Origin of the sequence: Rhodovulum bhavnagarense, from assembly GCF_004343505.1 — a bacterium.
In the GTDB taxonomy this organism is placed as follows: Bacteria; Pseudomonadota; Alphaproteobacteria; order Rhodobacterales; family Rhodobacteraceae; genus Rhodovulum; species Rhodovulum bhavnagarense.
The window spans coordinates 1-25565 of sequence record NZ_SLXU01000002.1; the positions used below are offsets into that span (position 1 = coordinate 1).

General features: G+C 61.2%; 29 protein-coding genes and 1 tRNA gene. 23 read left to right on the top strand and 7 right to left on the bottom strand.

The genetic code is table 11. From position 1 onward, the window contains the following. The first annotated feature begins 899 nt into the window (after positions 1-899). Positions 900-1466 (top strand): tyrosine-type recombinase/integrase, encoded by a 567-nt coding sequence (locus tag EV663_RS03595; protein ID WP_132950425.1) that lies wholly within the window; start codon positions 900-902, stop codon positions 1464-1466. Position 1467: 1 nt separating this feature from the next. Here the strand turns inward: EV663_RS03595 and EV663_RS03600 are convergent, their stop codons facing one another. Continuing rightward, positions 1468-1974, bottom strand: a complete 507-nt coding sequence (locus EV663_RS03600) for a hypothetical protein (RefSeq protein ID WP_132950426.1) — start codon at positions 1972-1974, stop codon at positions 1468-1470. 80 nt (positions 1975-2054) lie between these two features. Continuing rightward, a complete protein-coding gene (locus EV663_RS03605) occupies positions 2055-3521 on the bottom strand; it encodes a tyrosine-type recombinase/integrase (protein ID WP_132950427.1) in 1467 nt (488 codons plus the stop codon). Between the two features lie 295 nt (positions 3522-3816). Here EV663_RS03605 and EV663_RS03610 point away from each other — a divergent pair, with 295 nt between their 5' ends. Genes EV663_RS03610 through EV663_RS03625 form a run of 4 tightly spaced genes read left to right on the top strand, consistent with a single transcriptional unit; the run spans position 3817 to position 7120 of the window. Continuing rightward, positions 3817-4557 (top strand): helix-turn-helix domain-containing protein, encoded by a 741-nt coding sequence (locus EV663_RS03610; protein ID WP_132950428.1) that lies wholly within the window; start codon positions 3817-3819, stop codon positions 4555-4557. After that, positions 4554-4802 carry a hypothetical protein gene (locus EV663_RS03615; RefSeq protein WP_132950429.1) on the top strand — a complete coding sequence of 83 codons (249 nt, stop codon included), beginning with the start codon at positions 4554-4556 and terminating at the stop codon, positions 4800-4802. Before EV663_RS03610 ends, EV663_RS03615 begins: the two co-directional genes overlap by 4 nt. A gap of 58 nt (positions 4803-4860) precedes the next feature. Further along, positions 4861-5352 (top strand): DNA packaging protein, encoded by a 492-nt coding sequence (locus tag EV663_RS03620; protein ID WP_132950430.1) that lies wholly within the window; start codon positions 4861-4863, stop codon positions 5350-5352. Further along, entirely contained in the window at positions 5342-7120 is a 1779-nt protein-coding gene (locus EV663_RS03625) for a phage terminase large subunit family protein (protein ID WP_132950431.1), read from the top strand. The genes EV663_RS03620 and EV663_RS03625 overlap by 11 nt, the downstream gene beginning before the upstream one ends. On the opposite strand, the gene EV663_RS03630 is transcribed toward EV663_RS03625, so the two are convergent. Continuing rightward, a complete protein-coding gene (locus EV663_RS03630; RefSeq protein WP_132950432.1) occupies positions 7093-7278 on the bottom strand; it encodes a hypothetical protein in 186 nt (61 codons plus the stop codon). The genes EV663_RS03625 and EV663_RS03630 overlap by 28 nt on opposite strands. Positions 7279-7612: 334 nt before the next feature. Between EV663_RS03630 and EV663_RS03640 the strand changes: the two genes are divergently transcribed. From EV663_RS03640 to EV663_RS03680, 9 genes are all read left to right on the top strand, one after another. After that, positions 7613-8017 carry a hypothetical protein gene (locus EV663_RS03640; RefSeq protein WP_132950434.1) on the top strand — a complete coding sequence of 135 codons (405 nt, stop codon included), beginning with the start codon at positions 7613-7615 and terminating at the stop codon, positions 8015-8017. Positions 8018-8071: 54 nt separating this feature from the next. Beyond that, entirely contained in the window at positions 8072-8557 is a 486-nt protein-coding gene (locus EV663_RS03645; RefSeq protein WP_132950435.1) for a MerR family transcriptional regulator, read from the top strand. Positions 8558-8662: 105 nt separating this feature from the next. Continuing rightward, positions 8663-10105 (top strand): phage portal protein, encoded by a 1443-nt coding sequence (locus EV663_RS03650; RefSeq protein ID WP_207904396.1) that lies wholly within the window; start codon positions 8663-8665, stop codon positions 10103-10105. Next, a complete protein-coding gene (locus EV663_RS03655) occupies positions 10095-11843 on the top strand; it encodes a prohead protease/major capsid protein fusion protein (RefSeq protein ID WP_132950436.1) in 1749 nt (582 codons plus the stop codon). The genes EV663_RS03650 and EV663_RS03655 overlap by 11 nt, the downstream gene beginning before the upstream one ends. Next, positions 11843-12058: a phage head-tail joining protein gene (locus tag EV663_RS03660; protein WP_132950437.1), complete on the top strand. Its 216-nt coding sequence runs from the start codon at positions 11843-11845 to the stop codon at positions 12056-12058. Before EV663_RS03655 ends, EV663_RS03660 begins: the two co-directional genes overlap by 1 nt. Next, complete coding sequence (locus tag EV663_RS03665; protein WP_132950438.1) at positions 12058-12387, top strand: DUF2190 family protein; 330 nt, start codon at positions 12058-12060, stop codon at positions 12385-12387. The genes EV663_RS03660 and EV663_RS03665 overlap by 1 nt, the downstream gene beginning before the upstream one ends. Then, entirely contained in the window at positions 12371-12778 is a 408-nt protein-coding gene (locus tag EV663_RS03670) for a hypothetical protein (RefSeq protein ID WP_132950439.1), read from the top strand. Before EV663_RS03665 ends, EV663_RS03670 begins: the two co-directional genes overlap by 17 nt. After that, positions 12775-12984, top strand: a complete 210-nt coding sequence (locus EV663_RS03675; RefSeq protein ID WP_132950440.1) for a helix-turn-helix transcriptional regulator — start codon at positions 12775-12777, stop codon at positions 12982-12984. The genes EV663_RS03670 and EV663_RS03675 overlap by 4 nt, the downstream gene beginning before the upstream one ends. Further along, positions 12978-13976: a site-specific integrase gene (locus EV663_RS03680; RefSeq protein ID WP_132950441.1), complete on the top strand. Its 999-nt coding sequence runs from the start codon at positions 12978-12980 to the stop codon at positions 13974-13976. The genes EV663_RS03675 and EV663_RS03680 overlap by 7 nt, the downstream gene beginning before the upstream one ends. A gap of 81 nt (positions 13977-14057) precedes the next feature. Here the strand turns inward: EV663_RS03680 and EV663_RS03685 are convergent. Then, positions 14058-14131, bottom strand: a tRNA-Cys gene (locus EV663_RS03685). A gap of 159 nt (positions 14132-14290) precedes the next feature. On the opposite strand from EV663_RS03685, the gene EV663_RS03690 reads away from it, so the two are divergent. The 3 genes from EV663_RS03690 (at position 14291) to EV663_RS03700 (ending at position 17202) form a co-directional block, all read left to right on the top strand. Beyond that, the gene (locus EV663_RS03690) at positions 14291-14944 is read left to right on the top strand and encodes a protein-L-isoaspartate O-methyltransferase family protein (RefSeq protein WP_132950442.1); all 654 of its coding nucleotides are present in this window, start codon (positions 14291-14293) and stop codon (positions 14942-14944) included. A 59-nt stretch (positions 14945-15003) separates the two neighbouring features. Next, positions 15004-16386, top strand: coding sequence for a TolC family outer membrane protein (locus EV663_RS03695; protein WP_132950443.1), 1383 nt, complete (start codon positions 15004-15006; stop codon positions 16384-16386). A 69-nt stretch (positions 16387-16455) separates the two neighbouring features. Beyond that, positions 16456-17202, top strand: a complete 747-nt coding sequence (locus tag EV663_RS03700) for a hypothetical protein (RefSeq protein ID WP_132950444.1) — start codon at positions 16456-16458, stop codon at positions 17200-17202. 81 nt (positions 17203-17283) lie between these two features. Here the strand turns inward: EV663_RS03700 and EV663_RS03705 are convergent, their stop codons facing one another. Further along, on the bottom strand, positions 17284-17604 hold the full coding sequence (locus tag EV663_RS03705) for a DUF6280 family protein (RefSeq protein WP_132950445.1): 321 nt from the start codon (positions 17602-17604) through the stop codon (positions 17284-17286). 215 nt (positions 17605-17819) lie between these two features. On the opposite strand from EV663_RS03705, the gene efp reads away from it, so the two are divergent. The 6 genes from efp (at position 17820) to EV663_RS03735 (ending at position 21747) form a co-directional block, all read left to right on the top strand. Then, positions 17820-18383, top strand: coding sequence for an elongation factor P (gene efp, locus EV663_RS03710; RefSeq protein WP_132950446.1), 564 nt, complete (start codon positions 17820-17822; stop codon positions 18381-18383). 129 nt (positions 18384-18512) lie between these two features. After that, positions 18513-19130: a VOC family protein gene (locus EV663_RS03715; RefSeq protein WP_132950447.1), complete on the top strand. Its 618-nt coding sequence runs from the start codon at positions 18513-18515 to the stop codon at positions 19128-19130. Beyond that, the gene (locus EV663_RS03720; RefSeq protein ID WP_132950448.1) at positions 19127-19615 is read left to right on the top strand and encodes a GNAT family N-acetyltransferase; all 489 of its coding nucleotides are present in this window, start codon (positions 19127-19129) and stop codon (positions 19613-19615) included. Before EV663_RS03715 ends, EV663_RS03720 begins: the two co-directional genes overlap by 4 nt. 42 nt (positions 19616-19657) lie before the next feature. Next, the gene (locus EV663_RS03725) at positions 19658-20341 is read left to right on the top strand and encodes a molecular chaperone DjiA (protein WP_132950449.1); all 684 of its coding nucleotides are present in this window, start codon (positions 19658-19660) and stop codon (positions 20339-20341) included. Beyond that, on the top strand, positions 20338-21369 hold the full coding sequence (locus EV663_RS03730; RefSeq protein ID WP_132950450.1) for an endonuclease/exonuclease/phosphatase family protein: 1032 nt from the start codon (positions 20338-20340) through the stop codon (positions 21367-21369). Before EV663_RS03725 ends, EV663_RS03730 begins: the two co-directional genes overlap by 4 nt. Before the next feature lie 36 nt (positions 21370-21405). Further along, on the top strand, positions 21406-21747 hold the full coding sequence (locus EV663_RS03735; protein WP_132950451.1) for a hypothetical protein: 342 nt from the start codon (positions 21406-21408) through the stop codon (positions 21745-21747). A gap of 43 nt (positions 21748-21790) precedes the next feature. On the opposite strand, the gene EV663_RS03740 is transcribed toward EV663_RS03735, so the two are convergent. Together EV663_RS03740 and EV663_RS03745 are read right to left on the bottom strand one after the other, a co-directional pair. After that, positions 21791-23338, bottom strand: coding sequence for a Ppx/GppA family phosphatase (locus EV663_RS03740; protein ID WP_132950452.1), 1548 nt, complete (start codon positions 23336-23338; stop codon positions 21791-21793). Positions 23339-23390: 52 nt separating this feature from the next. Further along, a complete protein-coding gene (locus EV663_RS03745) occupies positions 23391-25559 on the bottom strand; it encodes an RNA degradosome polyphosphate kinase (protein ID WP_132950453.1) in 2169 nt (722 codons plus the stop codon). Between the last annotated feature and the right edge of the window lie 6 nt (positions 25560-25565).

A 25565-nucleotide genomic window follows, 5' to 3' on the forward strand; every position in this document is an offset into this window, starting at 1 on the left:
GGCGTATCGTTCCTCTTGGAAGTTCTGGCAGGCTTCAGCACCCGCCACGATACGCCACCCTCTCAAACCCCGTCACCCAGTTTCACGCATAGCTCGTGTCCAAGGTCAGTCATAGCTTTGGGCGCATTGGGTGCGTTGCCGAAAAGGTGGCGTGTAAAGCCGACAGGGTAACCCCGGCTTCCTTGCAAAAGGTTGCGCTTATGACAGGCGGGAAGCAACTCGGATGAGATGTTCGTCATATCAAGGCTGCGGATAGCCTTGGTATGACTTCACAATCTGGATGAGCTCCCCAATTGACCACTCGCAGATTATTCAAATCAGTTGACGCTGAAATATCCTGTCGAAGACCTTAGACTTGAAGCCGGTTGCGACTGAGCGGCAGCGACAGAGCAACAGGCGAAAGGCAGCTGTGCCGAAGGCCAGCTCATAATCCAGCAAACAGTTGAAACACATGATGCGGCTGGCAGGGCTCTGGCTTGATGACACTCATGGCGCAGCACTCAGGTGGCAGCATCATCATGGCCAGCACGACAGAGGCCAAAACCTAAGGTAAGTCGTATTTCCTTAGGTTTTTGCCGATGTCATTGAAATCATTGATGATCTGATGAAGCCTTTTCGGATCGACTGGTCCAGACCTAATAGTTTATCGTCAAGTACATGAAAACATTAGGTTTTAGCATGACGACAACGACGACATCAGCTCAGTATCGGATTTGCGCCACCTGCACCTACTGGACAGGCAATCGCGCAGTGCGCGGGCCACGTGGCAGCTTCGTGGCGGTGGATATCGACAGCTCGGCTCGTTGCGCACCCCCTGGGGGCAGACCACATGCGCTGACCAATGCCAAACAGAGCTGCGGTCGGCATGTGCGCTGGACTGCGTTGCACGGAGGTCGCCCATGAAGCAGGCGCAAACACTCAACGAAGCCCAGCTGCGTCGTGTGCTGCAATACTGCCGCAGTCGCCGCCATGCCATGCGTGACGAAACCATTGTGTTGGTCAGCTTTTATGCAGGGCTCAGGGCCAAGGAGATCGCGTCGCTGTGCGTGGGCGATGTCATGGACGCGGCGGGCAATGTGCGCGAGCAATTCGTGCTTAGAGCGATCCAGAGCAAGGGCGGTCGCACGCGCACTGTGTACGTCAATCAGCGACTGCGCCGTGCACTGGCCGACTACGCACTGACCATCAACATATCCGATGCGCAGGCTCCTTTGTTTGCCAGCCAGAAGGGCGGGCATTTCAGCCCAACCACCATGTGCCAGCTGTTTCAGGACATCTACCGTGCTGTGGGGCTCAAGGACGCATCAAGCCATTCAGGTAGGCGCACTTACATCACGCGCTTGGCCAACAAGGGCGTGGGGGTGCGTGTGTTGGCGGCGCTGGCAGGACACAGCAGCATTCAGGTCACGCAACGCTACATCGACGTCAACTCGGATCAGATGGCAGCGGCGGTAGAATTATTGTGAATTATCTTGGAAGGCGTAAATATTTACACTTTGGAGCAGTCTTTTTCAATTGTGCCAAAAAATCAGTGGCGTAAGTGGCCCGCATTTGCGCTAGAGTAAATGGATCAATTTTCTCTGGATCGTTGCTTGCTAGGCTTGCTCTTGGATCGATTGTGTCTTTCGCTGCGATGAAAAACGGCTTGAGACATTGATAGGCGTCAGGGTCAAGTTCAAACCTAAATCTATCCCAGCATTCACAGGAAATCCTCTTGGCGATGGCCTCCATGACCATGACCTCATTGTATCCAGTTGAGCCGTCAGTTATATTTTTCCGCGCTTCCCAAGCCCGACAAATGCCCTCCATTTGACGTGCTGTTTCAGATAATTCATTTTGAATTATTTGGAGAACGCTTTTCTTGCGAATATAGGTATTGATAACGGGAAGTAGAAAAACCGCCAATACGGTCAGGGCAGCCGAGGCTGCTGAGACCATAGGCCAAAAATGCTGGACGCTGAGGCTAGTTTCCAAAAAATTTCCTATACGCACCGCTTGTCCTGCAGTTGTTGTTTACTTGCCTGAAAGTATCGTTGACGCTCGGACATTCCAAGTCAGTTTCCCAAGACCTTGATCAATCCATCCTCGCTGAGCCTGCCTGCCTCAATGGACGCCAGCGCCCTGACCGTTATGGCCTCCGTTGCCACGTACCCTGTGCGCGACACGCCCAGAGCGGCGAGCAGAGCTGCTTCACCAATCTTGCCAGCGTCGAACAGCTCAAAGGCCTTGGCTGCGGCTGTGGGAAGCTCCGACACAGGCACTGGGGCGACAATGACTGCTTCTGCTACTTCTGGCGGCTTTGCAGGTGCGTCGTCCGAGGTGTTCTGAACGAATGCGCGACCCGACAGCAGCTCAGCGTTCATGCGCGGCGACAGTTTCGAATAGAAGCGGCTGATGACTTCTGGGCTGTTGCCCATCTGGCTGCTGAGCAGGTCAGATGTCATTCCGCGAACCAAGCCCTGCGTGGCATAGAAGTGGCGGAAGCTGTACAGGGTGCGTTGCTTGCCATCTGGACCGCGTTCCATGTTGTTTTCTGTCAGGTAGCGGCGGAAATGGCGGACCAAGTTGTAGTAATCGACTTTTGTGCCGCTGCGCACCTTGAACACGTAGTCGTCGATCTTGGCGTCGATGACTTCTTCCAAGGTCATGTCGGCCAAGGCTGAGTTCATCTCACGCTGGCGATCCAGAAATCGAACCGTGCGGTCTCTGACAACGGCCTCGCGTACGCCAGTCTTGCCTGATGGGTAGACCGCCATGTAACGCTCCCCTTCTTTGGTGAACCAGCCGATGTTGCGCCATTTCAGGTTGAGCGCTTCAGTGCCATGACGCACGCCTGTGTTGGCCAAGAAAAGCACGTAGTTGCGCAACACTTCACGAGTTTCACGGGCAATGGGATGATAAGTCTTTTCGTGATAAGTGCGCAGGTCAGTGTAGATCTTCTTGTATTCCTCAGGCGAAAACGTTCCACGGCTCTTGGGTTTCACGCCTTTGTTGAGCAGGGTAGGGCGGATTGAGCTGGTGATCCAACCGCGCAGTTCTGCTTCGTCCAGGACCCTGTTCAGCGCGGAATTGTGCGTATTGATGGTGCTGTGTGAGGCTTTGCGCCCCATCTGCTCGGTGCGCCAAGTATCGAACTTTTGCAAAGCGGCCACATCGATGTTGACTACTTCCCATTTGCCAAAGAACGGGATCAGGTAGCGGTTAATGGCCGTGATGTAGTCGTTGAACACGACCTTGCCGCCGCCAGCTGCCATCTCGTTGCGCATGCGTTCGCAAGCATATTCGGCGACCTGCCTAAACTTGCGGGTGTTCTGGGGCAGATTGTTTTTCAGGCGCTCGTCAGCGGCATAGTAGAACTTCAGCGCCACGTCTTTGGCTTCGTCCAGATCGCTGGTCTTGGTTGAGAAGCGATGCCATTCGCCAGACGCGAGCTTCACACGAGCCTGCCAGCGCGGACTGTCCTTGCGCTTGTCCAGTCGCACTCGTTCGTTGATGACGATGGTTTCGACGTCTGCGCCCACTGCACCTGTGCCCCACGGTTGGTACACAGACTATAGCGCCTGCGAACTCAAAATCAATCTGTGTATGATTTGTGAGAGCGTACACAGCTGGTCTGCGGCGGGTGGTTTTTCTTTTGATTTCAGGGGTTTATTTGGAGGCGGGTACCGGAATCGAACCGGTCTTCACGGATTTGCAATCCCGCTTCTTTCCACGCCAAAACAACTCCTTAGCCGCTAAAAGGTATCAGGACAAAGCGCAAACCAATAGCGAACCTGATACCCGGCCAATTCGTCCCTTGGGCAGTCTGGCGGCGCTATGACGGGCCAGACACTTAACCGCTTCGAATGGCTGAAAGCTGTGAACAGATCAGACCTTTTGCCCCGCGCAAAGGTGGTCGCATCGGCCTTGGCAATCGAATTCTGCAACGATGAAACCGGACGGCTTGACCCCGGAGTGAAGACGCTGGCGGACGCCACATGCCAGACCGTGGACACGGTGAAACGCGCCATCCGCGACCTGACAGACGGCGGGTGGCTGGCGCGTACCGAAGGGCGCGGGCGAGGCAACAAGACCGAGTACACCCTGCTGTCACCGGGCAAGGTTATCGCCATTTCCAGCACGAAAAAGGGGGCAGACATGCACCGGGCAAAAGGGGGCACCGATGCACCTTTAACAAAAGAAAAGGGGGCACCCGTGCACGGAAAAGGGGGCACCGATGCACTTTCCTATAATAAGGATAAACAAACTCTGAACAAAGAAGGCGCGAACCCCGACCGCTTCCGCCATCATCAATTCACCGGCAACGCTTGGACAGGTCCAGCCGTGGTGCCTGCTACCGACCACGCCGCGCTTGGCGAGTGGGGGCGCTGGCTCAAGGCAGAAGGCTTCCCGGCACTGTCGGAATTCCCAATCAAGCGGCAAGGTTCGAAGAAGGGCAGCGAATTCTTCGCCCTGCCATGGCGGCGACCGCCGACCGACATGGAGCAGGCCGACGAAGCACGGGCCTATTTCTCTGCCATGATAGAACCGGAAGGGCTTCGCTATGCTGCGCAGTGACGCCCGCCGAAAAGAACCCCCACAAAAAAAAGGCGGCTTTTTTCTGGGCATTTTTCCTGAAAAAACGTCTGCATCCCGTTCATTCGGACATCACCGCCGTGGCGCACGTGATCTTCACCGGGGCGCAGGCCATCGCAACAACGCGAACCTTCTGGCGAACCCTTTTCAAAGACCCTGCGCCGCAAGTCGTCGCGCTTTTGTGTGCCCTGTTCTGCTGGAAGGGTCCCTCCCAAGAAAACCTCTAGCGGGTGCGAAACAGCCCGAGGGTTCAGCCGCTGCAAAAATTGCTAAGGGGTGAAAATCATGAAGATTTTGTCGGAATTGTCGTTTGGCGAAGAGCCGCTGCACACCGTTGGTGGCAAGGACCTTTGCGCGCTTTTCGACATCTCACCCGCAGCCCTAACCGACCTGAAGAAACGCGGGATTGCGGTTCACCTGTCACACGACACTTACGACCTGACCGCCACAACCCGCGCCTATGTCCAGCACCTTCGCGGCATGGCCGCAGGCTGGGGCACGGGGGATCAGGCGGCGAACCTCACCAGCGAACGGGCGCGGCTTGCCAAGGAACAGGCGGACGCGCAGGCCATCAAGAACGCGAAGCTGCGCGGCGAACTGGTGGAAGCTTCCGAAGTCGAACGCACTTGGGCGGAAGCACTTCGCCAGCTTCGCGCCCGTATCATGGCCGTGCCGTCCCGCCTGCGGTCCGAACTTCCCGACATTGATCCGCAGGCCATAGACGCGATGGACCGGGCCTTGCGCGCCACGCTGACGGAGGTTGGCAATGGAAATTGAACAGGTTCTTTCCAACGCCCTGCGCGCCCTAATCCCGCCGCCGCGTCTTCGGCTGTCCGAGTGGATCGAATCCGAAGTGGTTCTGCCCGAAGGCGTCAGTGCGCAGCCGGGGCCGGTCCAGCTTTGGCCCTTCCAGCGGGAAATCGCGGACGCCATCGGTGATCCGGCCATTGAACGGGTGACGCTGGTCAAGCCGGTACGGGTGGGCTTCACAACGCTTTTGACATCGGCGGTGGCGTCCTTTGTCGCCAACGAACCGGCGGCAATTCTCTGTGTCCTTCCCGCCGAAGCCGATTGCCGCCGCTACATGGTTTCGGACGTGGAACCGATTTTCGCCGCTTCGCCAATGGTCGCAAAGGCACTGACCTATGACCGCGACCGGGACGAACGGAACACCCTTCTGGCGCGGCGCTTTCCGGGCGGTTCGCTGACGCTGGTCGCGGCGAAAGCACCCCGCAACCTGCGAAGCCACAACGTCCGGGTTCTGTTCATGGACGAAGTGGACGCCATGGACCCCACGTCCGAAGGTTCACCGATCCAGCTTGCCGAAAAGCGAACGCTGTCCTTCCCTGACCGCAAGATTGTCATGGGCAGCACCCCGGTTCACGAGGAAACCAGCAACGTGTTGCGCGCCTTCGCGGATTCGGACGCCCGGATTTATGAAGTGCCTTGCCCGGAATGCGGGGCATTTGCCGAAATCCTGTGGGATGCCATCCGATGGGATGAAGGCAAGCCGGAAACCGCCCGCTGGCAGTGCCCCCATTGCGCCGCCGAGATAGCGGAACGCCACAAGCCGAAGATGGTGGCACAGGGGCAATGGCGCGCGACCCGGCCCGAGGTGCAGGGCCATGCGGGATTCCAGTTGAACGCCCTGGTATCGCTTCACGCCAACGCATCTTGGCCGCAGCTGGTCCGCGAATTCCTTTCTGCGAAGAAAGACCCGACCACGTTGCAGACCTTCGTCAACACCATCCTTGGGCAAGGCTGGACCGGCGCGGGGGATGAACTGGACGATAGCGAACTGGCGGGCCGCAATGAACCCTTCGGGCTGGACGACTTGCCCGAAGACGTTCTGACCATCGCCGCCGGGATCGACACCCAACATGACCGGCTTGAATGCACCCTTATCGGCTACGCCAAGGACGAAACCGCCTTCATCCTCGGGCATAGGGTCATCTGGGGACAATGGGACCACCACGAGACGTGGGCCGAACTGGATGACCTGTTAAAGACTAAGTGGAAGCATCCGCTTGGCGGTTCTCTGGGCGTGGAAGCCGCCGCAATCGACGCGGGCGACGGTGCGACCATGGAAGCCGTCAAAGCCTTCTGTGCCCCTCGCCAGCGCCGCCGCATCATGGCTATCAAGGGGGTTTCAGGAACCCGGCCCTTCATCGAGCCGTCACGGGGGCGCAATACGAGGGGCGCACGCCTTTGGCTGGTCGGGGTGGACGGGATCAAAACCGCCATCATGGCGCGGCTGTCGCGGGCTGGGTCTATCCGATTTTCCGGTGATCTGCCGCCGGTCTGGTATGAACAGCTTGCCAGTGAAAGGGCAGTAACGCGGTATGTGCGGGGCCAGCCGCAGCGCCGGTTTGAGCGGGTGCCGGGACGGCGGGCCGAGGCGCTGGATTGTGTGGTCTATGCCATCGCCGCGCGGCAAGTGGTTCACGTCAACTTCGAAGAACGGGAATCGCAGTTGCGCGCCGGGGGCATTCAGGACCGGCCCAAGCCGAAGAATGTCTATCGGTCGAAATTCCTTTCGGGATAGTCATCCCGGCGCAAAGGCTGCTGGAAGGCGTTTAAGGTAGGGTCGCGCTTCTGGCGGCTGGTGCCGGTGCCGATCATCATCTCCACCACGCCCCAAAGAATGGCGAAGCCGAAGAATGCACCGGCGGCGCATGTTATCCAGAACAGGGCTTCAATCATTGGGGCTATTGGGCCGTGAAAGGCGTACGCCAGCGCCGCCGCCGTTCTCTTCGATGAAGACCACACCGGCGGCTTCAAGTGCAGACCGCATCGCACTCTTGTTCGCTTGGGTCGCGCTGACGAAGCCTGTCTCTGCTTCGCAACGCCTGACCGTTGCCACCCCGACACCTGCCCTGTCCGCCAAATCTTGCGCGGACCATCGAACCAATGCCCGTCCGGCCCTTAGCTGTTCTGCGGTGATATTTATTTTATCAGGTGATAGCATATTGATCTAACCTAGGTGGCATGATAGGAAAGCTATCACATGACTTGAAATTAGACAACGGAGTTTCCCATGACTATCACCCGCCGCGCCACCTTGGCCGCTCTGACCGCAAGCCCGTTAACTATTGCTTCGGTTGCTACGCAAGCCGCACCCGGCGGCGAAGGGCAGACCACGCTTGAAAAAACCTATGTGGAATGGCTGTCCGCGCTGAACGATATTGAAGAAACGCTGATCCTACATCCGGCGGATAAGCTGACAAAAGTCGATGAAAACCGGATACTTGGGCCACTCTATGACCGCGCTGACACGCTTCAAGAGGCGATGATCGCCGCGCCTGTCACCGGCCCCCGCGACCTTGCGGTCAAGGTTCTGGTGGTTCTCGCCACGCCGGGGGCGCTGGACGATGACGCAGTTGACCGGATCAAGGCCGATGCCATGCGGCTGGTCAATCTCACCGACGCCAAAACCACGTAGTTGACATAAGAGGTGGAAACCTTTTATACGAAATAAAAGGTTTAGGGGGACGCGATGCGCTTGTCTGCAATCTGTAAAGAACTGGACCTGCCCAAAGGGCGGGTAGAACAGTGGGGGCACCGGGGCCTTCTGGTGTTTGACAATGAGACCAAACCCGGAGCCGCGCGGGAATGCACCAAAGCGGACGCGGCGCGCATTGCGATGCTCGGATATCTTTCCAATTCAGGTGTTTCTGTCGAAGCCGCCTCGAAGCAAATTGCGCAAGCGATGAAGCACCTGTTCTTGTTCACGGGTGAGAAGTCTTTTCTGGTCATTTCTTCGTCGCGGGCTGGTGAAATCATCCCGCCCACCCCGAGGGGCGGGCCGGGCACCAAGAAGGGCGAAGGCATTCAAATCGTGACTGATCCGCATTTCATTGCGAATGCGGTTCGGGAACGTGACTTGGCTTCGCACCTTGGAAACCCTGAATTCGACTATTCACTGATTTTCGACCTTACGGAAATTGAAGCCCGTATTGACGAATTCTGGTTGGAATCGTGATCCGATGGTCGGCTTGGGTGCCATGACCATCGGTAAGGCGGGGGCGTGGTCCACCAAGCGCGCCCCCGCTGCCTATATTTTCTTGGAACATAAAGGAATCCGGTGATGCGCAGTCTTAAAGGTGTCTCCTTGTCGCGCATCATCGGAACCGCCGCCCGTGCCTTCCACTTCCCTGCCGCGTCCCACATGGCGCAGGGTGGCACGGGCGGCAATCATCGCCGCAGCCTAGACGCCGCAACCGGCGGGCGGCGCGGCGGTGGATTGGGCACCTTCGGCCCGATCAATTCCGAAGTATCTGCGGGCCTGTCGCTTGTCGGCAGTCGGGCGGCATACCAAGCCGTCAACAATCCTTACATCGCCAACGCGGTTGCAAACCTTGTCACCGCCCTTGTGGGCACCGGGCAGCGCCCGAATGTGCGTGGTGTCGAACGGGAACTGCGCCGCCAGCTACACTATGCGTTTGATCGCTTTTGCGAGACCGCAGACCACGCGGGGCGAACCGACTTTGGTGGGCTTTTGGCCCAGATCGCCCGCGACATGGTGGTGTATGGCGAAGGTCTGGCCGTGATGCACAACACGGCGGACGGGCTGCAAATCCAAGTCATCCCGCCGGATCATCTGGACCCGGCAAAGACCGAAATCCTGCGCGATGGTCGCCAGATTGTACAAGGGGTGGAATTCGACGCCAGCGGGCGGCGGGTGGCCTACTGGATATTCCCCGAACGGCCCCATTCTGTCTTCGCTGACCATTCCCCCGCCGTCCGGGTGGAGGCGGCGCATGTTCTGCACGTCTTTCATCCGATCGCGCCGGGGCAGGTGCGCGGCCTGTCTTGGGTCGCACCGGCGGTTGTGACGGCGAACGAGTTGAACCAGTGGAAAGACGCCACGCTTGTCGGTGCGAAAATGTCCGCAATGCAGGCGGGCTTCATTACTGACACGTCAGACATTGGCGGCGACGAAGAACTATTCGCGGAACCAACTTGGGAGCCGGGTGGCCTTGTCCGTTTGCCCTTGGGAACTGACGTGAAATTCAGCGCCCCGGACCAGATCAAAGACGCACCCGCCTTGCTGCGCATGACGTTGCAGGAACTTGCCGCTGCGCTTGGGGTGCCGGAATTCCTGCTTTCGGGTGACCTGACCAACGCGAACTATTCCAGCCTCCGGGCGGGATTGATTCCCTTCCGGGCGCGCATCGACCAAGTGCAGCACAACACCCTTGTTCCCCAAGTCTTGCGCCCTGTCTGGCGGCGCTGGCTGGCGCTGGAAATCCTTGCGGGCCGCATCGACGCCCCCGCCGACACCCCGTGCGACTGGATCATGCCGCGCCCGCAACAGGTGGACCCGGCTAAGGACTTGGAAGCGACCGAAAAGGCGCTGGCCCTTGGTTTGACCAGCCGCACCAACGCCATCAATGAACTGGGGTGGAACGCGGACGATATTGACGAAGAAATCCAAGCGGATCGCGCCCGCGAAGCCGAATTGGGCCTGACCTTCGCCACCCCGACAACGCAACCCACGAATCCGAAGGAGGGCACCGATGCCGCTTGACGCCACCATGGCCCCGGCCAGCTTCGACCCCGAAGCCCGCACCGTGGAGGCGGTTATTGCCACCACCGCACCCTTAATGAAGCGCGATGCGCGGGGCACCTTTGCCGAGGTGTTGGACTTCACAACGCTGGACCTGACCAATGCCGCGAGCCTTCGCGTTTTGGACAGTCACCGCACCGCCAGCATCCGCGACACCATGGGCACCGTGGAAGCGGTGCGGGTGGAAGGCGACAAGCTGATTGCCAAGCTGAAATTGAGCGCCGCCGATGACGTGACCCCGGTCCTGCAAAGGATTGCGGACGGCACTATTAGCGGCGTGTCCATCGGATACCGCGTCAAGCGCTGGACCGAAAACCAAAGCGGGGGAACCCGCACCCGACGCCCCGCAGAATGGGCACTGACGGAAGTCACCCTGACTTCGAACCCCGCCGATCCGGCGGCAACCCTGCGACACAAAAAGGAGGCCGGTATGGCTGATGATGTGATTGAAACCACCCCGGCGGATGACGCCGAAAAGACCCGCCGCACCGAAATTCGGTCGCTGGTCCGGTCTGCTGGCCTTGAGCCGCAGATTGCCGATGACCTGATTGACGCCGGTGCGGACCTGACCCGCGCCAAGGCCGAAATCTTCGATGCGCAGCAAAACCGCCAGCGTAGCGCGCCGATCATCCGCAGCCATGCCCCGGCCAATGATGACCCGGCGGTCATCACGCGCCGCCAGACGGACGCGGTGGCCTACCGCATGGCCGGTGGCGAACTGCCCGACGATGCGCGGCAATATGTGAACATGAGCCTGCGCGACATGGCGGTTGAAAGCCTCGCCCGCGAAGGTGTTTCGACACGCGGTATGTCCGCCGATGAAGTGTTCACGCGGGCGGCGCACACGTCCAGCGACTTCCCGCTGGTGGTGTCGAACGCCGCGAACAAGGTGGCGCTGGATACCTACAAGGCAGCGGAAAGCCCCCTGAAGACGCTCTGCCGCCAGCGGACGCTTCCGAACTTCAAGGAAAGCAACGCCATCCGCTTGGGCGACATGGGGCGGCTGGAACCGCTGTCCGAAGACGGGGAAATCAAGGCCACCAGCCGCGCAGAAAACGGCGAGTCCATGCGCCTGAAAACCTTCGCCCGTGGCCTGACCGTCACCCGCGAACTGCTTATCAACGATGACCTTGGGATGTTGGGCGACATGACCGCCGCCCTTGGCGAAGCCGCCGCGCAGACCGAGGCGGATGAACTGGTGAAGCTGCTGACCGGCAACCCGGCAATGTCGGACGGAACCCCTGTCTTCGACGCCAGCCGGGGCAATGTCGGCACCGCCGGTGCCCCTTCGGTGACCGCCCTGACCGAGACCCGCAAAACGATGCGGACCCGCAAGGGGATGGACGGGAAAACCATCATCGCGGTGGCACCGCGATACCTTCTGGTATCGGCGGCGCTGGAAACCGAAGCCGAAAAGGTTCTGGCGTCCATCCAGCCGAACAAGGCCGATGACGTGAACCCCTTCGGCGGCAAGCTGTCGCTTCTGGTGGAACCCCGCCTGCCGGATGACTTCTGGTACGTCTTCGCGGACCCGGCCCGACTGGCGGCGATGCAATATGCCTACCTGTCCGCCGCGCAGGGCGTCCAGATCCAGCGGACGGAGGCGTGGGACACGCTTGGGATGAAATTCCGGGCATTCCTCGACTTCGGTGCGGGGTGGCTGGACTGGCGTCCCGCCCAACAAATTCCGGCCGCGTGATGACGCTGGAAGAACTCACCGCGTGCCGGGATAGACTCCGGCGCGCGCGCTTCAAGGGGATCATGACCGTCATGATCGACGGCGAAACCGTCACCTACAAATCGGACATGCAAATGGCTTCGGCGCTTGCAGCGATTGAGGCGGAAATCTCGAAACTCACACGCGGGCCGCGCCCGCGCACCATCTATCCGCAGACCACGAAAGGACTGACCTGATGCGCAATTTTGTCCAAACCGGTGACACGCTCACCTTCACCAGCCCCGACCCGGTTGCCTCCGGGCAGGGCGTTGTCATGAATGCTCTGTTCGGGGTGGCCGCAAGCGCCGCGCCCGCCGGTGACCCCTTTGAAGCCGCTGTGGTGGGGGTGTTCGAACTGCCGAAAACCGCAGGTGCCATCGCCGCAGGGGCGAAGGTCTACTGGAAGGCTGACACCGCCAATGTGACCACGACCGCAACCGGCAACAAGCTGATTGGCGCGGCGACCGAAGCCGCAGATGATGCCGCGACCACGGTTCGCGTCCGCCTGAATGGAACGGCTGCGTAAGGCGGATGTGACGATGCAGGCTATTCGCAGCGAAGACATGGAATACCCGATTCCGGTGGACACCCGTCCAGCGGTCAATCGGGCCATGGTCTGGCGCTGCGAATGGTGGCTTTCTTCGGAATTCAGGCTGCTGGCTGACAAGGATGTTCGCGCAATTGCCTTCGATTTGTTCTGTATCGCGCAGCATCAAAACCCGCTTGGCACATTGCCAACGGATGAAAGAATTCTGGCCCGTCTGGTCGGTGAGCCAATGGAAGAATGGCACCGACTTATGGGGAAGCCGATCAATCCATTGAGTGGGTGGCGGCGCTGTATTTTGAGCAACGGGGATCGCAGATTGTATCACCCGGTAAGCCTTGAAATCGCCCGCGCAGCCCTTCGGAAGAAATGACGGCGGTTACCCCCATACTGGCCAATGAGCGCACCGCCGCGCGGCTTCTTGACGTGGGCGTGACAGAGTTTCGGGCGCTGGTCGACGCAGGACACCTGCCGAAAGGCCGGGAAATTGCTCCGGGCCTTGTGCGCTGGCCTGTCGATGATTTGCGCCGCATTGCGAAGGGTGACGCGGTGGAGGGTATGGGGGATGTGCAATGGTGAAGAAGAAGTACCTTTGGCGTCATCCCGCCGGGCGGATTTATGTCCGCCTGAAAGGCCGCTTGTATCGCATCCACGCGCAGGAGGGCACGGAAGACTTTGACCGGGAATATTGGGAAATCCTGACCGGCAAACGGATGCAGGCCAAAACGTCTTGGAATGCGCTGATTGAGGACTACCGGACTTCTGACCGGTGGCTGGGCCTGAAACCCCGAACGCGCCAAGACTATGACAAGGTCATGCTATACCTGCGCGAAAAGATTGGCCCCCGCGATGTGAAATCGCTCACCCGCTCGGATGTGATCGCGGCACAGAAAGCAAATTCCCATCGAACGCGGTTCGCAAACTACATCCCGCAGATGTTGGTGATTCTGTGTGAACACGCCATTGATTTGGGATGGATTGCCAACAACCCGGCAAAGGGTGTTCGGGCACTGAAGACCCCGCAGCACCGCAAGAAAGAGCATTTGCCGTGGCCCGATTGGGCAGTGGACAAATTCCGCGCAGAAGCAAGTGATCTGCCACGCCTGATTTTCGAGATTGGTGTGGGAAGCGTCCAGCGCCCCGGTGATTGGGTAGGGTTTCGGTGGGGCGACTATGACGGCGATTCCCTGACCCTTCGGCAGAACAAGACGGACAAGCCGCTGGTGCTTCCATGCACGGCAGAACTGAAATCCGCACTGGACACCGCCAAGGCGGCTTTGGGCGTCATCCCCATTGCCGGGAAGCCGATCCTGAGCAAGCTGGACGGCAACCCGATGGGCTATCGGTACATGTCGCAAGTCATGTTGAGGGAACGCCGTCGCCTTGGGCTGGAAGCCTATGATCTTCACGCGCTTCGGTATCGGGGAGTGCAGGAATTGGCGTGGCAGGGCTGCACAGACGATGAAATCGCCGCCTATAGCGGACACGCCACAAAAGCGATGATTGAGAAGTATGCGGGCGAAGCAAGACAGGTCATGCGCGCCCGCCAAGCGCGGGAGAAGCGCAAGTGAACAGAACAAGAGCAGAACGCGAACGTGATACCCTGTTTGATACCCCAAGCGGGGCAGGTGACGCTAAGTGTCTGAAAGTATTGGAGGCGAGTACCGGAATCGAACCGGTGTACACGGATTTGCAATCCGCTGCGTAACCACTCCGCCAACTCGCCGAAGCCGGTCTGCGTCATAGCCCAAGGGGCGGGGGGCCGCAAGGGCTGAGATGTTCCAATTCTGCCATAGCGGTGGGTCGCAGATCCCGTGGCGGTTGCCGAGGGGGTGCTTCTGTGGCATCACTCTGGTATCCGTCTCGAACCGGAGAGTTCAGCTAAATGCCCGATTTCGACGCGCGACGCCTGTTGATGGTCGACACCCAGGTTCGCCCTTCCGATGTTACCCGATTGCCGATCATCGAGGCGATGCTTGCCGTCCCGCGAGAGGTCTACGTGCCCGCCGCCCTGCGCGAGGCGGCCTATATCGGCGAGAATCTCGCGCTGGCCAAGGACCGCACGATCCTCGATCCGCGGACATTCTCAAAGATGCTTGAGGCGCTCGATCTCGGGCCGGGTGACCTCGTGCTCGACCTGGGGTGCGGGCTGGGCTATTCGGCCGCCGTCATGGCGCGCATGGCCGATGCGGTCGTCGCCGTCGAGGAGGACGGCGCCATGGCGCGCGAGGCATTGGCCACGCTGTCCGAACAGGGCGTGGACAATGTCGCGGTGGAACATGCCGCATTGGCCGAGGGTGCGCCGCGCCACGGGCCCTATGACGCGATCGTGGTCGAGGGGGCCATCGACATCCTGCCCGATGCCATATGCGACCAACTCAAGGAGGGCGGGCGCATCGTCGCGCTGTCATCCGAGGGCGCGTTGGGGGCTGCGCGGCTCGGCCACAAGGTCGGGGGCGCGTTAAGCTGGCGCTTTCTTTTCAACGCTGGGGCCCCTGTCTTGCCAGGCTTTGCCCGCATCCCTGAATTCGAGTTCTGAAACAAGCAAAAACCCATGACGCCGCAGACAGGCCAGCGGCGCAGTCGAGGCGAGAAGACATGAGCAGGTTCGTAAAAAGGCTTTCCGGCGCCGCCGCCGTGGCGGTGATGCTGGCCGGTGGCACGATGGCACGCGCGGAAACGCTGACCGATGCGTTGATCGCGGCATACAAGAATTCTTATTTGCTGGAGCAGAACCGGGCGCTTTTGCGTGCTGCAGATGAGGATGTCGCGCAGTCGGTGGCCGCGCTGCGTCCGATCATCCAGTTCGCGATCAATGCCAGCCAGACAGATGCGAACGCCCCGATTTCCTCGGCGGGCACCACCCATTCCAGCAGCGCTTCGGCCGACCTGACGGCCAGCCTGACCCTTTACGACGGGGGCAACAACCGCTTGGCCGTCGATGCCGCGAAAGAGGCCGTCATGGCCACCCGCGCAGCGCTGATCGGGGTCGAGCAGAATGTTCTGCTCTCGGCGGTGCAGGCTTACATGGATGTCTTTGCCGCGCTGCAGAACGTGTCGTTGGCTGAGAACAACGTGCGTCTGATCACCGAACAGTTGCGCGCTGCACAGGATCGTTTCGAGGTGGGCGAGGTGACGCGTACCGATGTGTCGCTCGCGGAATCGCGCTTGGCTGCGTCGCGATCCAACCTGGTTGCCGCGCAGGGCGATCTTGCTGTGGCCCGCGAGGCATACAAGGTCGCCATCGGGCACTATCCCAAGGCAATCAGCGGCATTCCTGGTCTGCCCGCTCTGCCCGAAAGCGTGGACGAGGCAAAAAGCGTCGCGGTCCAGACCCACCCCAACATTATCCAGGCCCAGCATAACGTGACCGCGGCAGAGTTGAACGTCGCCCGCGCCAGGTCCGCGCGGGGCCCCACGCTATCGGCCAGTGCGGGCCTGTCGGCACAGGATAACGGTGTGAAGTCCAGTTCGGTTGGCCTGTCGCTGAACCAGACGCTGTATCGCGGTGGGGGGCTTTATGCCGCCGAGCGCCAGGCGCGCGCGAATTCGGAAAGCGCCCGGGCGGGCCTGTTGCAGACCGTGCGGCTGATCGAAGAGCAGGTCGGCAATTCATGGTCAAGCCTTGCCGTCGCCCGCGCCCAGATCAACGCCATCAACCGTCAGATCCGTGCAGCGCAATTGGCCTATGAAGGCACCCGCGAAGAGGCGCGGCTTGGTGCGCGCACGACGCTTGACGTGCTGGATGCCGAACAGGAACTGCTTGATGCCCGCACTAGCCGGGTGACCGCAGAGGCCAACCAGTATGTCGCGATTTACGCGGTTCTGTCCTCGATGGGCCTTTTAACGGTCGAGCATCTGGGGCTGGGCATTCCGACTTATGATCCGCTGGTCTATTACAATGCCGTTCGCAACGCGCCCGCGAAAAGTGTGCAGGGGCGCAAGCTTGACAAGGTTCTGGAAAGCATTGGTCAGCAATAAGGGGCCAGGTGTTGTGTGACTTCGGCCACAGTGCTACTGTTTGTGCCATGGGGGATGTGGGGAGTGTGAATGTCCGAGACTGCAAAACCCCGCGACATAGAGGATGTCCTTTCGTCGATCCGACGGCTTGTCACCGAAGAGGCAGAGGCCCTGTCCAGGCCTCTTGCAGGTTCGGCGAACCGGTTGGTTCTGACGCCTGCCTTGCGGGTTGATCCGGGCGCCGAGGCGCGCCCCGATCCCGTTGACACAGGCCCGCGACCAGACGACCGCGTGCAGGACGCGGCCGCGGTCGGGGGCGAGTCTCCGTTGCGGCTGGAATTGGCGCAGGCGGCGGAAACTCCGGCACCCGAAACGATGCCGCCCGGCCATGAGGCCGCGCCGCTCGGTCTCGATGGGGACGCCACCGCCGCCGTGGATATGGCGGAGGATGTGCCGGTCTTCTCTCTTGAGGACCGCATTGCAGAGCTTGAGGCCGCGGTTTCCTTTTGCGACGAGGATTGGGAACCTGACGGCAGCGAGGCGGAGGATGAACAGCCCTATCGCTGGACGTTGGGGGGCGCGATGTCGGATGGCACGGCGATGCCCGGCCGGGATGACGAGGGCGCCCCTGCCGAGGACTGTGCAGAGACCCAGTCGATCTTTGACGACATGGAGGACGACACAGCCATCCTTGACGAGGAAATGCTGCGCGACCTGGTCAGCGATATCGTGCGCCAAGAGCTTCAGGGGGCGTTGGGGGAACGCATCACCCGAAACGTTCGCAAACTGGTTCGCCGAGAAATCAACCGCGCGCTGTCGGTACGGGATTTCGAGTAGCCACGCCCGCAAACGGCAGGCGACGAAAAACAAAAGCGCGCCCTGTCAGGCGCGCCTTGCTCTGGCAAGATATCTCGTGGATCAGGCGGCTTCGGCGCGATCCTGCAACTGCCGACGCTCGCTTTCCTCGCGTGACAACGCCACCGAGGTCCGCACGCCGCGGGCGACGAATTCCATCAGCCCCTGCACCACGCGTTCGTTCGGGTCGATGCCGGCACAGGACAGCACCTCGCGGCCATCGCGCGAGCGGGCCCAGCGGGCAATCTGTTCGGGACCATTACCGTATTTCTTGTCATCGGCAATGGCGTCGTCCAGCGCCGCGAGAACCACGGCGGCAAACAACTTGCGCGCGCGGTTACCTTGTTCGTGGTTGAAAGCGGTGCCATCAACGAAATCGGCCATCTCGTCGTCCTTTTATTCTTGCTCTTGCGTTTTGGGCGTGCGGGCGAATATGACGGTTTTATTGCGATTCGGTATTTCCCATTTGGAATACCACATATGCATTTTTTGCATACCTCGCTGCGCGACACCACCCTATCTGGTTGCCTTGCCAGCCCTCGACCAACGATATATAGGGACCGCAACGTCCCGATCAACCTATTGTCAAGGGTTTTACCATGCCCAAGATCAACGGAAACGAAATCCGGCCCGGCAATGTGCTGGAGCATAATGGCGGGCTTTGGGCCGCCGTGAAAGTAGACCATGTGAAGCCGGGCAAGGGCGGTGCGTTTGCCCAGGTGGAAATGCGTAACCTGCGCAACGGTTCCAAGCTCAACGAGCGCTTCCGCAGTGCCGACAAGGTAGAGCGTGTGCGGCTGGAGCAGAAGGATCAGCAGTTTCTCTATGAAACCGATGGGAAGCTCGTGTTCATGGACATGGAGACCTATGAACAGATTGAACTGCCCGCAGACATCCTGGGCGAGCGGCGTCCGTTCCTGCAAGACGGCATGACCGTCGTCGTCGAATATTACGAATCCGAGGCTCTGAACGCGACCCTGCCGCAAAAGGTGGTCTGCAAGATTGTCGAAACAGAGCCCGTGGTGAAGGGGCAGACCGCCGCCAACAGCTTCAAGCCCGCATTGCTTGACAACGGGGTTCGGGTGATGGTGCCGCCTTTCGTCGGCCCCGACGAGGATATCGTGGTCAATACCGAAACGATGGAATACGCCGAGCGCGCCTGACATCCATGTGGACGTTTGCATGACATGGGGGCGGCCCGCAGGGGCCGCCCTTGTCGTTTCGGGGCATTGCAAATCCCCGGCTTTGCGGTTTTCCTGCGCGCCATAGCCATTGGTCGGGCCGGGGAAAAGATGCTGAGACTGGATCACCTTGCGGTGTCGGCCGTAACGCTAGAGGCAGGCGTTGCGGCGATCGAGGAGCGGCTGGGCGTCAGGCTGGCCGCCGGAGGGCGCCATGCCGCGATGGGAACGCATAACCGCCTTATGGCGCTGGCGCCCGGCTTGTATCTCGAGGTCATCGCCATAGACCCGGACGCGCCCCCGCCTGGTCATCCCCGCTGGTTCGATCTGGACAATTTCGCGGGGCTCCCGCGGTTGACGAACTGGGTGGCGCGCTGCGACGATCTGCAGGGCGCGCTGGCCCGGGCGCCAAGAGGCGCCGGCAGGCCGGTATCGCTTGCGCGGGGGGATCTGCGCTGGCAGATGGCCGTACCTGCCGATGGCAGGCTGCCCTTTGATGGTCTTTTCCCGGCGCTGATCGCATGGCAGGGCAGTTTGCACCCCGCGCCGATGCTGCCCGAGACCGGGTGCCGGCTGGCGGGGTTGGAGCTTTACCACCCCCGCGCCGACGACTTGCGGCGCGCGTTGACGGGGCTGTTGGACGATCCGCTGGTGGCGGTGCATCCGGGCAACGAGATTGCGATCCGGGCGCTGATCGATACTCCGGCCGGCCGGCGCGTGCTGGAATGACCGTCAGATCGGCCAACGTGACAGATGCCGACGTTATCGCGGCGATCTGGGGTCATTACATCCGCGATACGCTGGTCACCTTCAACGCGACGGAAAAGACGCCCTGTGAGGTGGCCGCGATGATCGCCGGGCGGCAGGCGGAGGGTCTGGGCTTTTTCGTGGTGGCGCAGGCGGATCGGGTTCTGGGCTTTGCGACCTACAGCCAGTTTCGTGGCGGTGTCGGTTATGCCCGCACGATGGAGCATACGATCCTCCTGGCCCCGTCGGTCCGTGGCAGAGGCCTGGGGCGCATGCTGTTGGGCGCGGTGGAAGATCACGCCAGCGCCGGGGGGGCGCATTCGATCCTGGCCGGTGTGAGTTCGGCCAATCCTGATGGTATCGCCTTTCACGCCGCAATGGGTTACGTTGAAATCGCGCGTCTGCCAGAGGTCGGTCATAAGGCAGGTCGTTGGCTTGACCTCGTTCTGATGCAGAAATTCCTCTGAGCCCGGCCTGACTTTCTCCGTCCGCGGGGGTAGGGTATGCCCATGTCGTTATGGTCACGCATAGCCGATGCCGTTTCCGCACTGGCGCAAGGGGAAAGCCTTGCGTTGGTGTTCGATCGGCTGCGCACGCCGCCAGAGCGCAGCGTGGCATTCACCATCGCGGTGATCGCACTTGGGGCCAAGATGGCCAAGGCGGATGGGCAGGTGACCCGCGACGAGGTCGCGGCCTTTCGCGAGGTGTTCACGATCCCCCCCGCCGAAGAGGCGAACGCAGCGCGCGTGTTCAACCTCGCCCGCCAGGACGTCGCCGGGTTCGAGGACTATGCCGCCCGGATCGCGCGGATGTTCCGAAAAGACCGCGAGGCGATTTGCGACCTGATGGAGGGGCTGTTCTTCATCGCCATGGCGGACGGGGCCTACCATCCGGCCGAGGATGCCTTTCTCAATCGGGTGGCACAGATTTTCGGGCTTGGTGATCGGCAATTCGTCACCCTGAGGGCGCGTTTCGTTCCCGACGCGGCGCCCGATCCCTACACGGTGCTCGGGGTTGCGCCCGAGGATGACCTGGACAAGATCCGCAAGATCTGGCGCGCTGAGGTGCGTGCATCCCATCCCGACCGGATGCAGGCGCGTGGTGTGCCCCAAGAGGCGGTAAAACTGGCCGAGAAACGCCTGGTCGCGGTCAATACCGCCTGGGAGCGGATCGTGGCAGAGCGCGCCGCATGAGGATTGCCACCTACAATGTCGAATGGTTCAACAACCTGTTCGATGACGAGGGCAACCTTCTGGACGATAGGGGATGGTCGGGTCGACAGGATATCCGGCGATCCGATCAGCTTGCCGCGCTGGGGATCGTGTTTACGGCCCTGGATGCCGATGCCATCTTGATCGTCGAGGCGCCCGATCACAATGGCCGTCGTGAAACGGTATCCGCGCTCGAAACCTTTGCCCGCACCATCGGTTTGCGCGCACGCCGGGCCGTTGTGGGCTTTCCCAATGACACGCAGCAGGAAATCGCGCTGCTTTACGATCCCGACCGGCTATCTGTGCAGCATGCGCCAAAGGGTGATCCGACAGGCAAGAAAGGGTCGTTTGACGCGCCGCGTTTCGACGGGGTGTTCCGCTGGGATGTGAACGTTGATGCCGCCCCGGACCTGATCCGCTTTTCCAAGCCGCCGCTTGAACTGGCGGCGAAAACGGCGGGTGGGCGGCAGTTTCGCATGATCGGTGTGCATGTGAAATCGAAGGCGCCGCACGGGGCATCGACCCCGGACGAGGTAATGCGGTTGTCGATCGAGAACCGTCGCAAGCAACTGGCGCAATGCATCTGGCTGCGCCAGCGGGTCGAGACACACCTGGCCGCCGGCGACAGCCTTGTCGTACTGGGTGATTTCAACGACGGTCCGGGTCTGGACGAATATGAAAAGCTGTTCGGCCGTTCGGGCGTCGAGATCGTTCTGGGGGTGGACGAACCGCCCGAGCGTCGCCTGTTCGATCCCCACGTCCGCCGCGCCTTGCAGGGGGTCTTGGCCGCCCAGCCCGCCACCGCGCGGTTCTTCATCGCCGCGGAGGCGCGCTATCTGTCGGCGCTTCTGGATTACATCATGGTTTCGCCCGACCTGCATGCGCTATCGCCTCGCTGGCGTATCTGGCATCCTTTCGACGATCCTGCGCTTTACCGGGTGCCCGAACTGCGCGAGGCGTTGTTGACCGCCTCGGATCACTTTCCGGTGACACTGGATATCGCGCTATAGCTTTTCCCGCGGCGTGGGCGTTCCTATATCAGGGTCATGACACGAATTGCCGCCCTGATGATTGCCGCGCTTGTCGCGTTCACCCCCGCCGCCGCCCAACAGGCCGACGAGGGCGCCGACATGCGCGAGGGGCTGGACCTGCTCGGCGAGGGGATGCGCCTGCTGTTCAAGGGGCTTGGCGACGAGATCGAGCCGCAGTTGAAGGATCTGGCCGACCGGATGCAGCCCGCTATGACCCGGCTGATGGAGCTGATCGATGACATTGACGCCTATCATCCGCCAGAGAAACTGCCCAACGGCGATATCATCCTGCGCCGTAAAACGCCGGACGAAGAGGTCGCGCCCCCTGCCGATCCGCAAGCTGAGATCGAGATCTGAGCCGAACGCTGGCCGTGAGATGGCGTGCGGGCAATCTGTCGCCTTATCCTCGCCTGACGCGCATCGCGGTATCGACCCCCATGGATTTTGCCAACGAGGCAAAGCGCGCCTGCGCCACCTCGCCAAATAGCGGTTCGGCGCCGGGCGACAACACCAATTCCAGCCGTTTCTTCTTGGGGTAATGGCGCAGTTCGGCCACGCTGTCCGGCGCCTGCGTCGAGAACATCGCGCCAAAGCGCATCGCCTTGCCCAACATTTCGGCCTCGCGCAATTGCTGCGGGGTCAACAGGTCTAATAGCGGCTCGAACCGGCTGCATGTGCGGCTGTTCTTGTAGCGGTGCAGCAGCGCCACGCCCATATAAACGCGTTCCCAATGTTCCAGCCCACCGAGATTGGCACGGGTTGCGCTGTCAAAACAGACCTCGTGGCGGTAATCGGGATGCGCGCGCCAGGCGGTATCATGCAACAGGCAGGCGGCCTTGATGAGGCGCCGCTTGGCCGGGGCCGCGTCACCGAAGATCGGCAGCACGAAATTGTAAAGCCGTTTGCCGAACCCGGGCAGCCGGGCCGAAGCGGCCTCGGCAAAGCGGCAGGCCTCGATCAGGGGGTCACGGGCGCGCAGTTCGGCCGGCATCTGTTCGTAAAGCAGGCCCTCGCGGATGCCATAACTTGAGACCGCGATTTCCCCGGGTTTGAGAACGCTCACGAGTTGGCGCAGAACCTCGCCGGCATAGGGAACCAGCGCCATCCGATCCGACGAGATGCCGGTGCGCGCGCGCAACTCGTCGGGGTTGTTCGCCCCGATCCATTCCAGCGTCGTCAAAAGAGATTTCCGCGTCATGCGGTATTCGTGCAGCACCGTCAGCGGGTAACCCTGCCGCTCCATGTCCAGCCGCGCGATCGCCCGCCACGATCCGCCAACAAGGTACAGCCGTTCGGGGGCTGGGGGCATCAACGCGACCAGCTTTTCGATTTCTTCGACGATATAGCCGCTCAGCCCTTTCTTGTCTGCTGGCACATCGCGCAGTTTCAGCGGCCCCAGCGGCGAGGTGCCCCGCGCGCCGACCATGCCGCCGCGTAGTTCGGCCAGCTCCATTGACGAGCCGCCGATGTCGCAGACCACGCCCTCGGCCCCCGGCCAGCCAAGCAGAACGCCCTGCGCCGACAGCCGCGCCTCTTCGGTGCCGTCGATGACCCAGGGCTTCAGTCCGGTTTCGCGCTGGATTTGCGCGCGGAACTCTGGCCCGTCCTCGGCGTCGCGCATCGCGGCGGTGGCAACCACGGTCAGGGGGGCGGCCCCCATGCCCTCGGCCAGCAATGCAAACCGCTTGAGCGCCCCCAATGCGCGCACGCGGCCCTCTGCCGACAGCCGCCCCGTTTCGCCCAGGCCCGCGCCCAGGCCGCACATCACCTTTTCGTTGAAGAAATAGGCCGGGCTGCGCGCCGCGCCGTCAAAGACCACCAGTCGGACCGAGTTCGACCCGATATCGACGACGCCCACGCGCGCCAGCGCCCGCGCCTCGGGGCCCCCGAAAAGTGGCCGGTCGAACGGGTCCCAGGTGTCGGGCCTGTCCTCGGCGCTGCCATCCATTGCACGTTCCCCCTTGGTGCCCTGCGAGTCTGCCAAACCCGGCATCGGCCCGTCAATCTCTGGGCTTGGCGAGTTTGGGTACATCCCCCGCCCCGGCAGTGCCTCGGCCCGAAAGCGAGGGATTTTCCATGAAGAACCGATGGCAGTTGAACGCGTCCTTCCCGGCGGAGGAGCGCAGGAAATGGCCGTCGGGCTGCATCACCCAGCTTTGGGCCTCGTCGGCGAGGTTGGCGGCCATGATCTGGTCGACGATCTGCGCCTTGACCGTGGGGTTGATGCATTCGACCAGCGTTTCCACCCGGCGGTTCAGGTTGCGACCCATCCAGTCCGCCGACGAGATGTAGACCCGCGCTTGCGGCGAAGGCAGGCCGTGCCCATTGCCGAAACACACGATGCGCGAGTGTTCCAGGAACCGGCCTATGATGGATTTCACGCGGATATTCTCGGACAATCCCTTGATGCCCGGCCTCAGCCCGCAGATCCCGCGCACCACGAGATCGATTTTCACCCCCGCATTCGACGCCGCGTAAAGCGCATCGATCACGTCCGCCTCGATCAGCGAATTCATCTTGCCCCAGATATGCGCCGGACGGCCCTGGAGCGCATGTTCGGCCTCCTGGGCGATACGCTCGATCAGGGTAGATTTCAGTGTCAGCGGCGAGATGGCGAGGTTTTCCATCCCCTCGGGCTCGGCATAGCCACCGACATAGTTGAATACCTTTGTCGCGTCCCGCCCCAGCGCGGGATCGCAGGTGAACAGCGACAGGTCTGTATAGATGCGCGCGGTGATCGGGTGATAGTTGCCGGTGCCGTAATGGGTATAGGTCACCAGGCTGTCGCCCTCGCGCCGGACGACCGTGCTGATCTTGGCGTGGGTCTTGTAGTTGATGAACCCATAGATCACATGCGCGCCCGCGCGTTCCAGTCGGCGCGACTGGCGGATATTGGCGGCCTCGTCAAAGCGCGCCTTGAGTTCGACCAGCGCGGTGACCGACTTGCCGTCCTCGGCCGCCTCGCACAGCGCCGCGACGATGGGCGAGTCCTTGGAGGTGCGGTAAAGCGTTTGCTTGATCGCGACGACATCGGGATCGCGCGCCGCCTGCTCGACAAAGCGCACCACCATGTCAAAGGTTTCGTAGGGATGGTGCAGCAGCATGTCCTTTTGTCGGATCGCGGCGAACATGTCGCCCTCGTGATCCTGTACCCTCTCGGGAACGCGGGGGGTAAAGCTTTTCCACAGCAGGTCGCGGCGGTCGCCCAGGACCAGTTCCGACAGGTCGGCCAAGCCGATCAGGCCCCGGATCTCGATCACCTCCTCCTCGGTGATGTCGAGTTCGTCCATGATGACGCTACGCAATTGCTCGGGGGCGCCGGCGGACATCTTCATGCGGACCACCTCGCCCCGGCGCCGGCGTTTCAATGCGACCTCGAATTCGCGCACGAGATCCTCGGCCTCTTCCTCGACCTCCAGATCGCTGTCGCGCAGCACGCGAAAGCTGCAATTGCCGACCATGCGGTAACCGGGGAAAAGCGATCCAAGGTGGATCAACAGCAATTCCTCCAGCGGGAGAAACCGGTGCTGCCCCTCGCGGGCGGGCAAGGGGATGAACCGGTCGATCTGGTGCGGGATCGGCAAGAGCGCTTGCAGGGGCTGGCCATCGCGCACCCTTTCAAGCTGAAGCGCGAGGCAGAAGCCGGTATTGGGAATGAAAGGAAAGGGATGCGCAGGGTCGATCGCCAGCGGCGAGAGCACCGGAAAGACCTTGTGCAGGAAATAATCGGCAAGTGTTTCGCGGTCGGCCTTGGTCAGTCGAGAACGGGTCAGAATATGGATGCCCTGTTCCTCGATCTCGCGCCGCAACTTGTTCCAGGCGGCCTGCTGGGCCTGCAACAGCTTGCGCGCATCGCGGTCGATCAACACAAGTTGTTCGGCCGGCGTCAGCCCGTCGGCGGCTGGCATGGTATTGCCCTTTTTCGCCAGTTCCCGCAGGCCCGCCACGCGCACGGTATAGAACTCGTCCAGGTTGGTGGCCGAGATCGACACGAAACGCACCCGTTCCAAGAGCGGCACGCGCGGGTTCGAGGCCTGTTCCAGAACCCGCCAGTTAAAGCCCAACCAGGACAGTTCGCGGTTGTAGAACCGCTTTGGTCCGGTGCGCTGGACCTCGGGAATCTCGATGGGTTTGGGCAGGGGGGCGGTCAGGAAATCGGCCTGTGTCATGCCAAT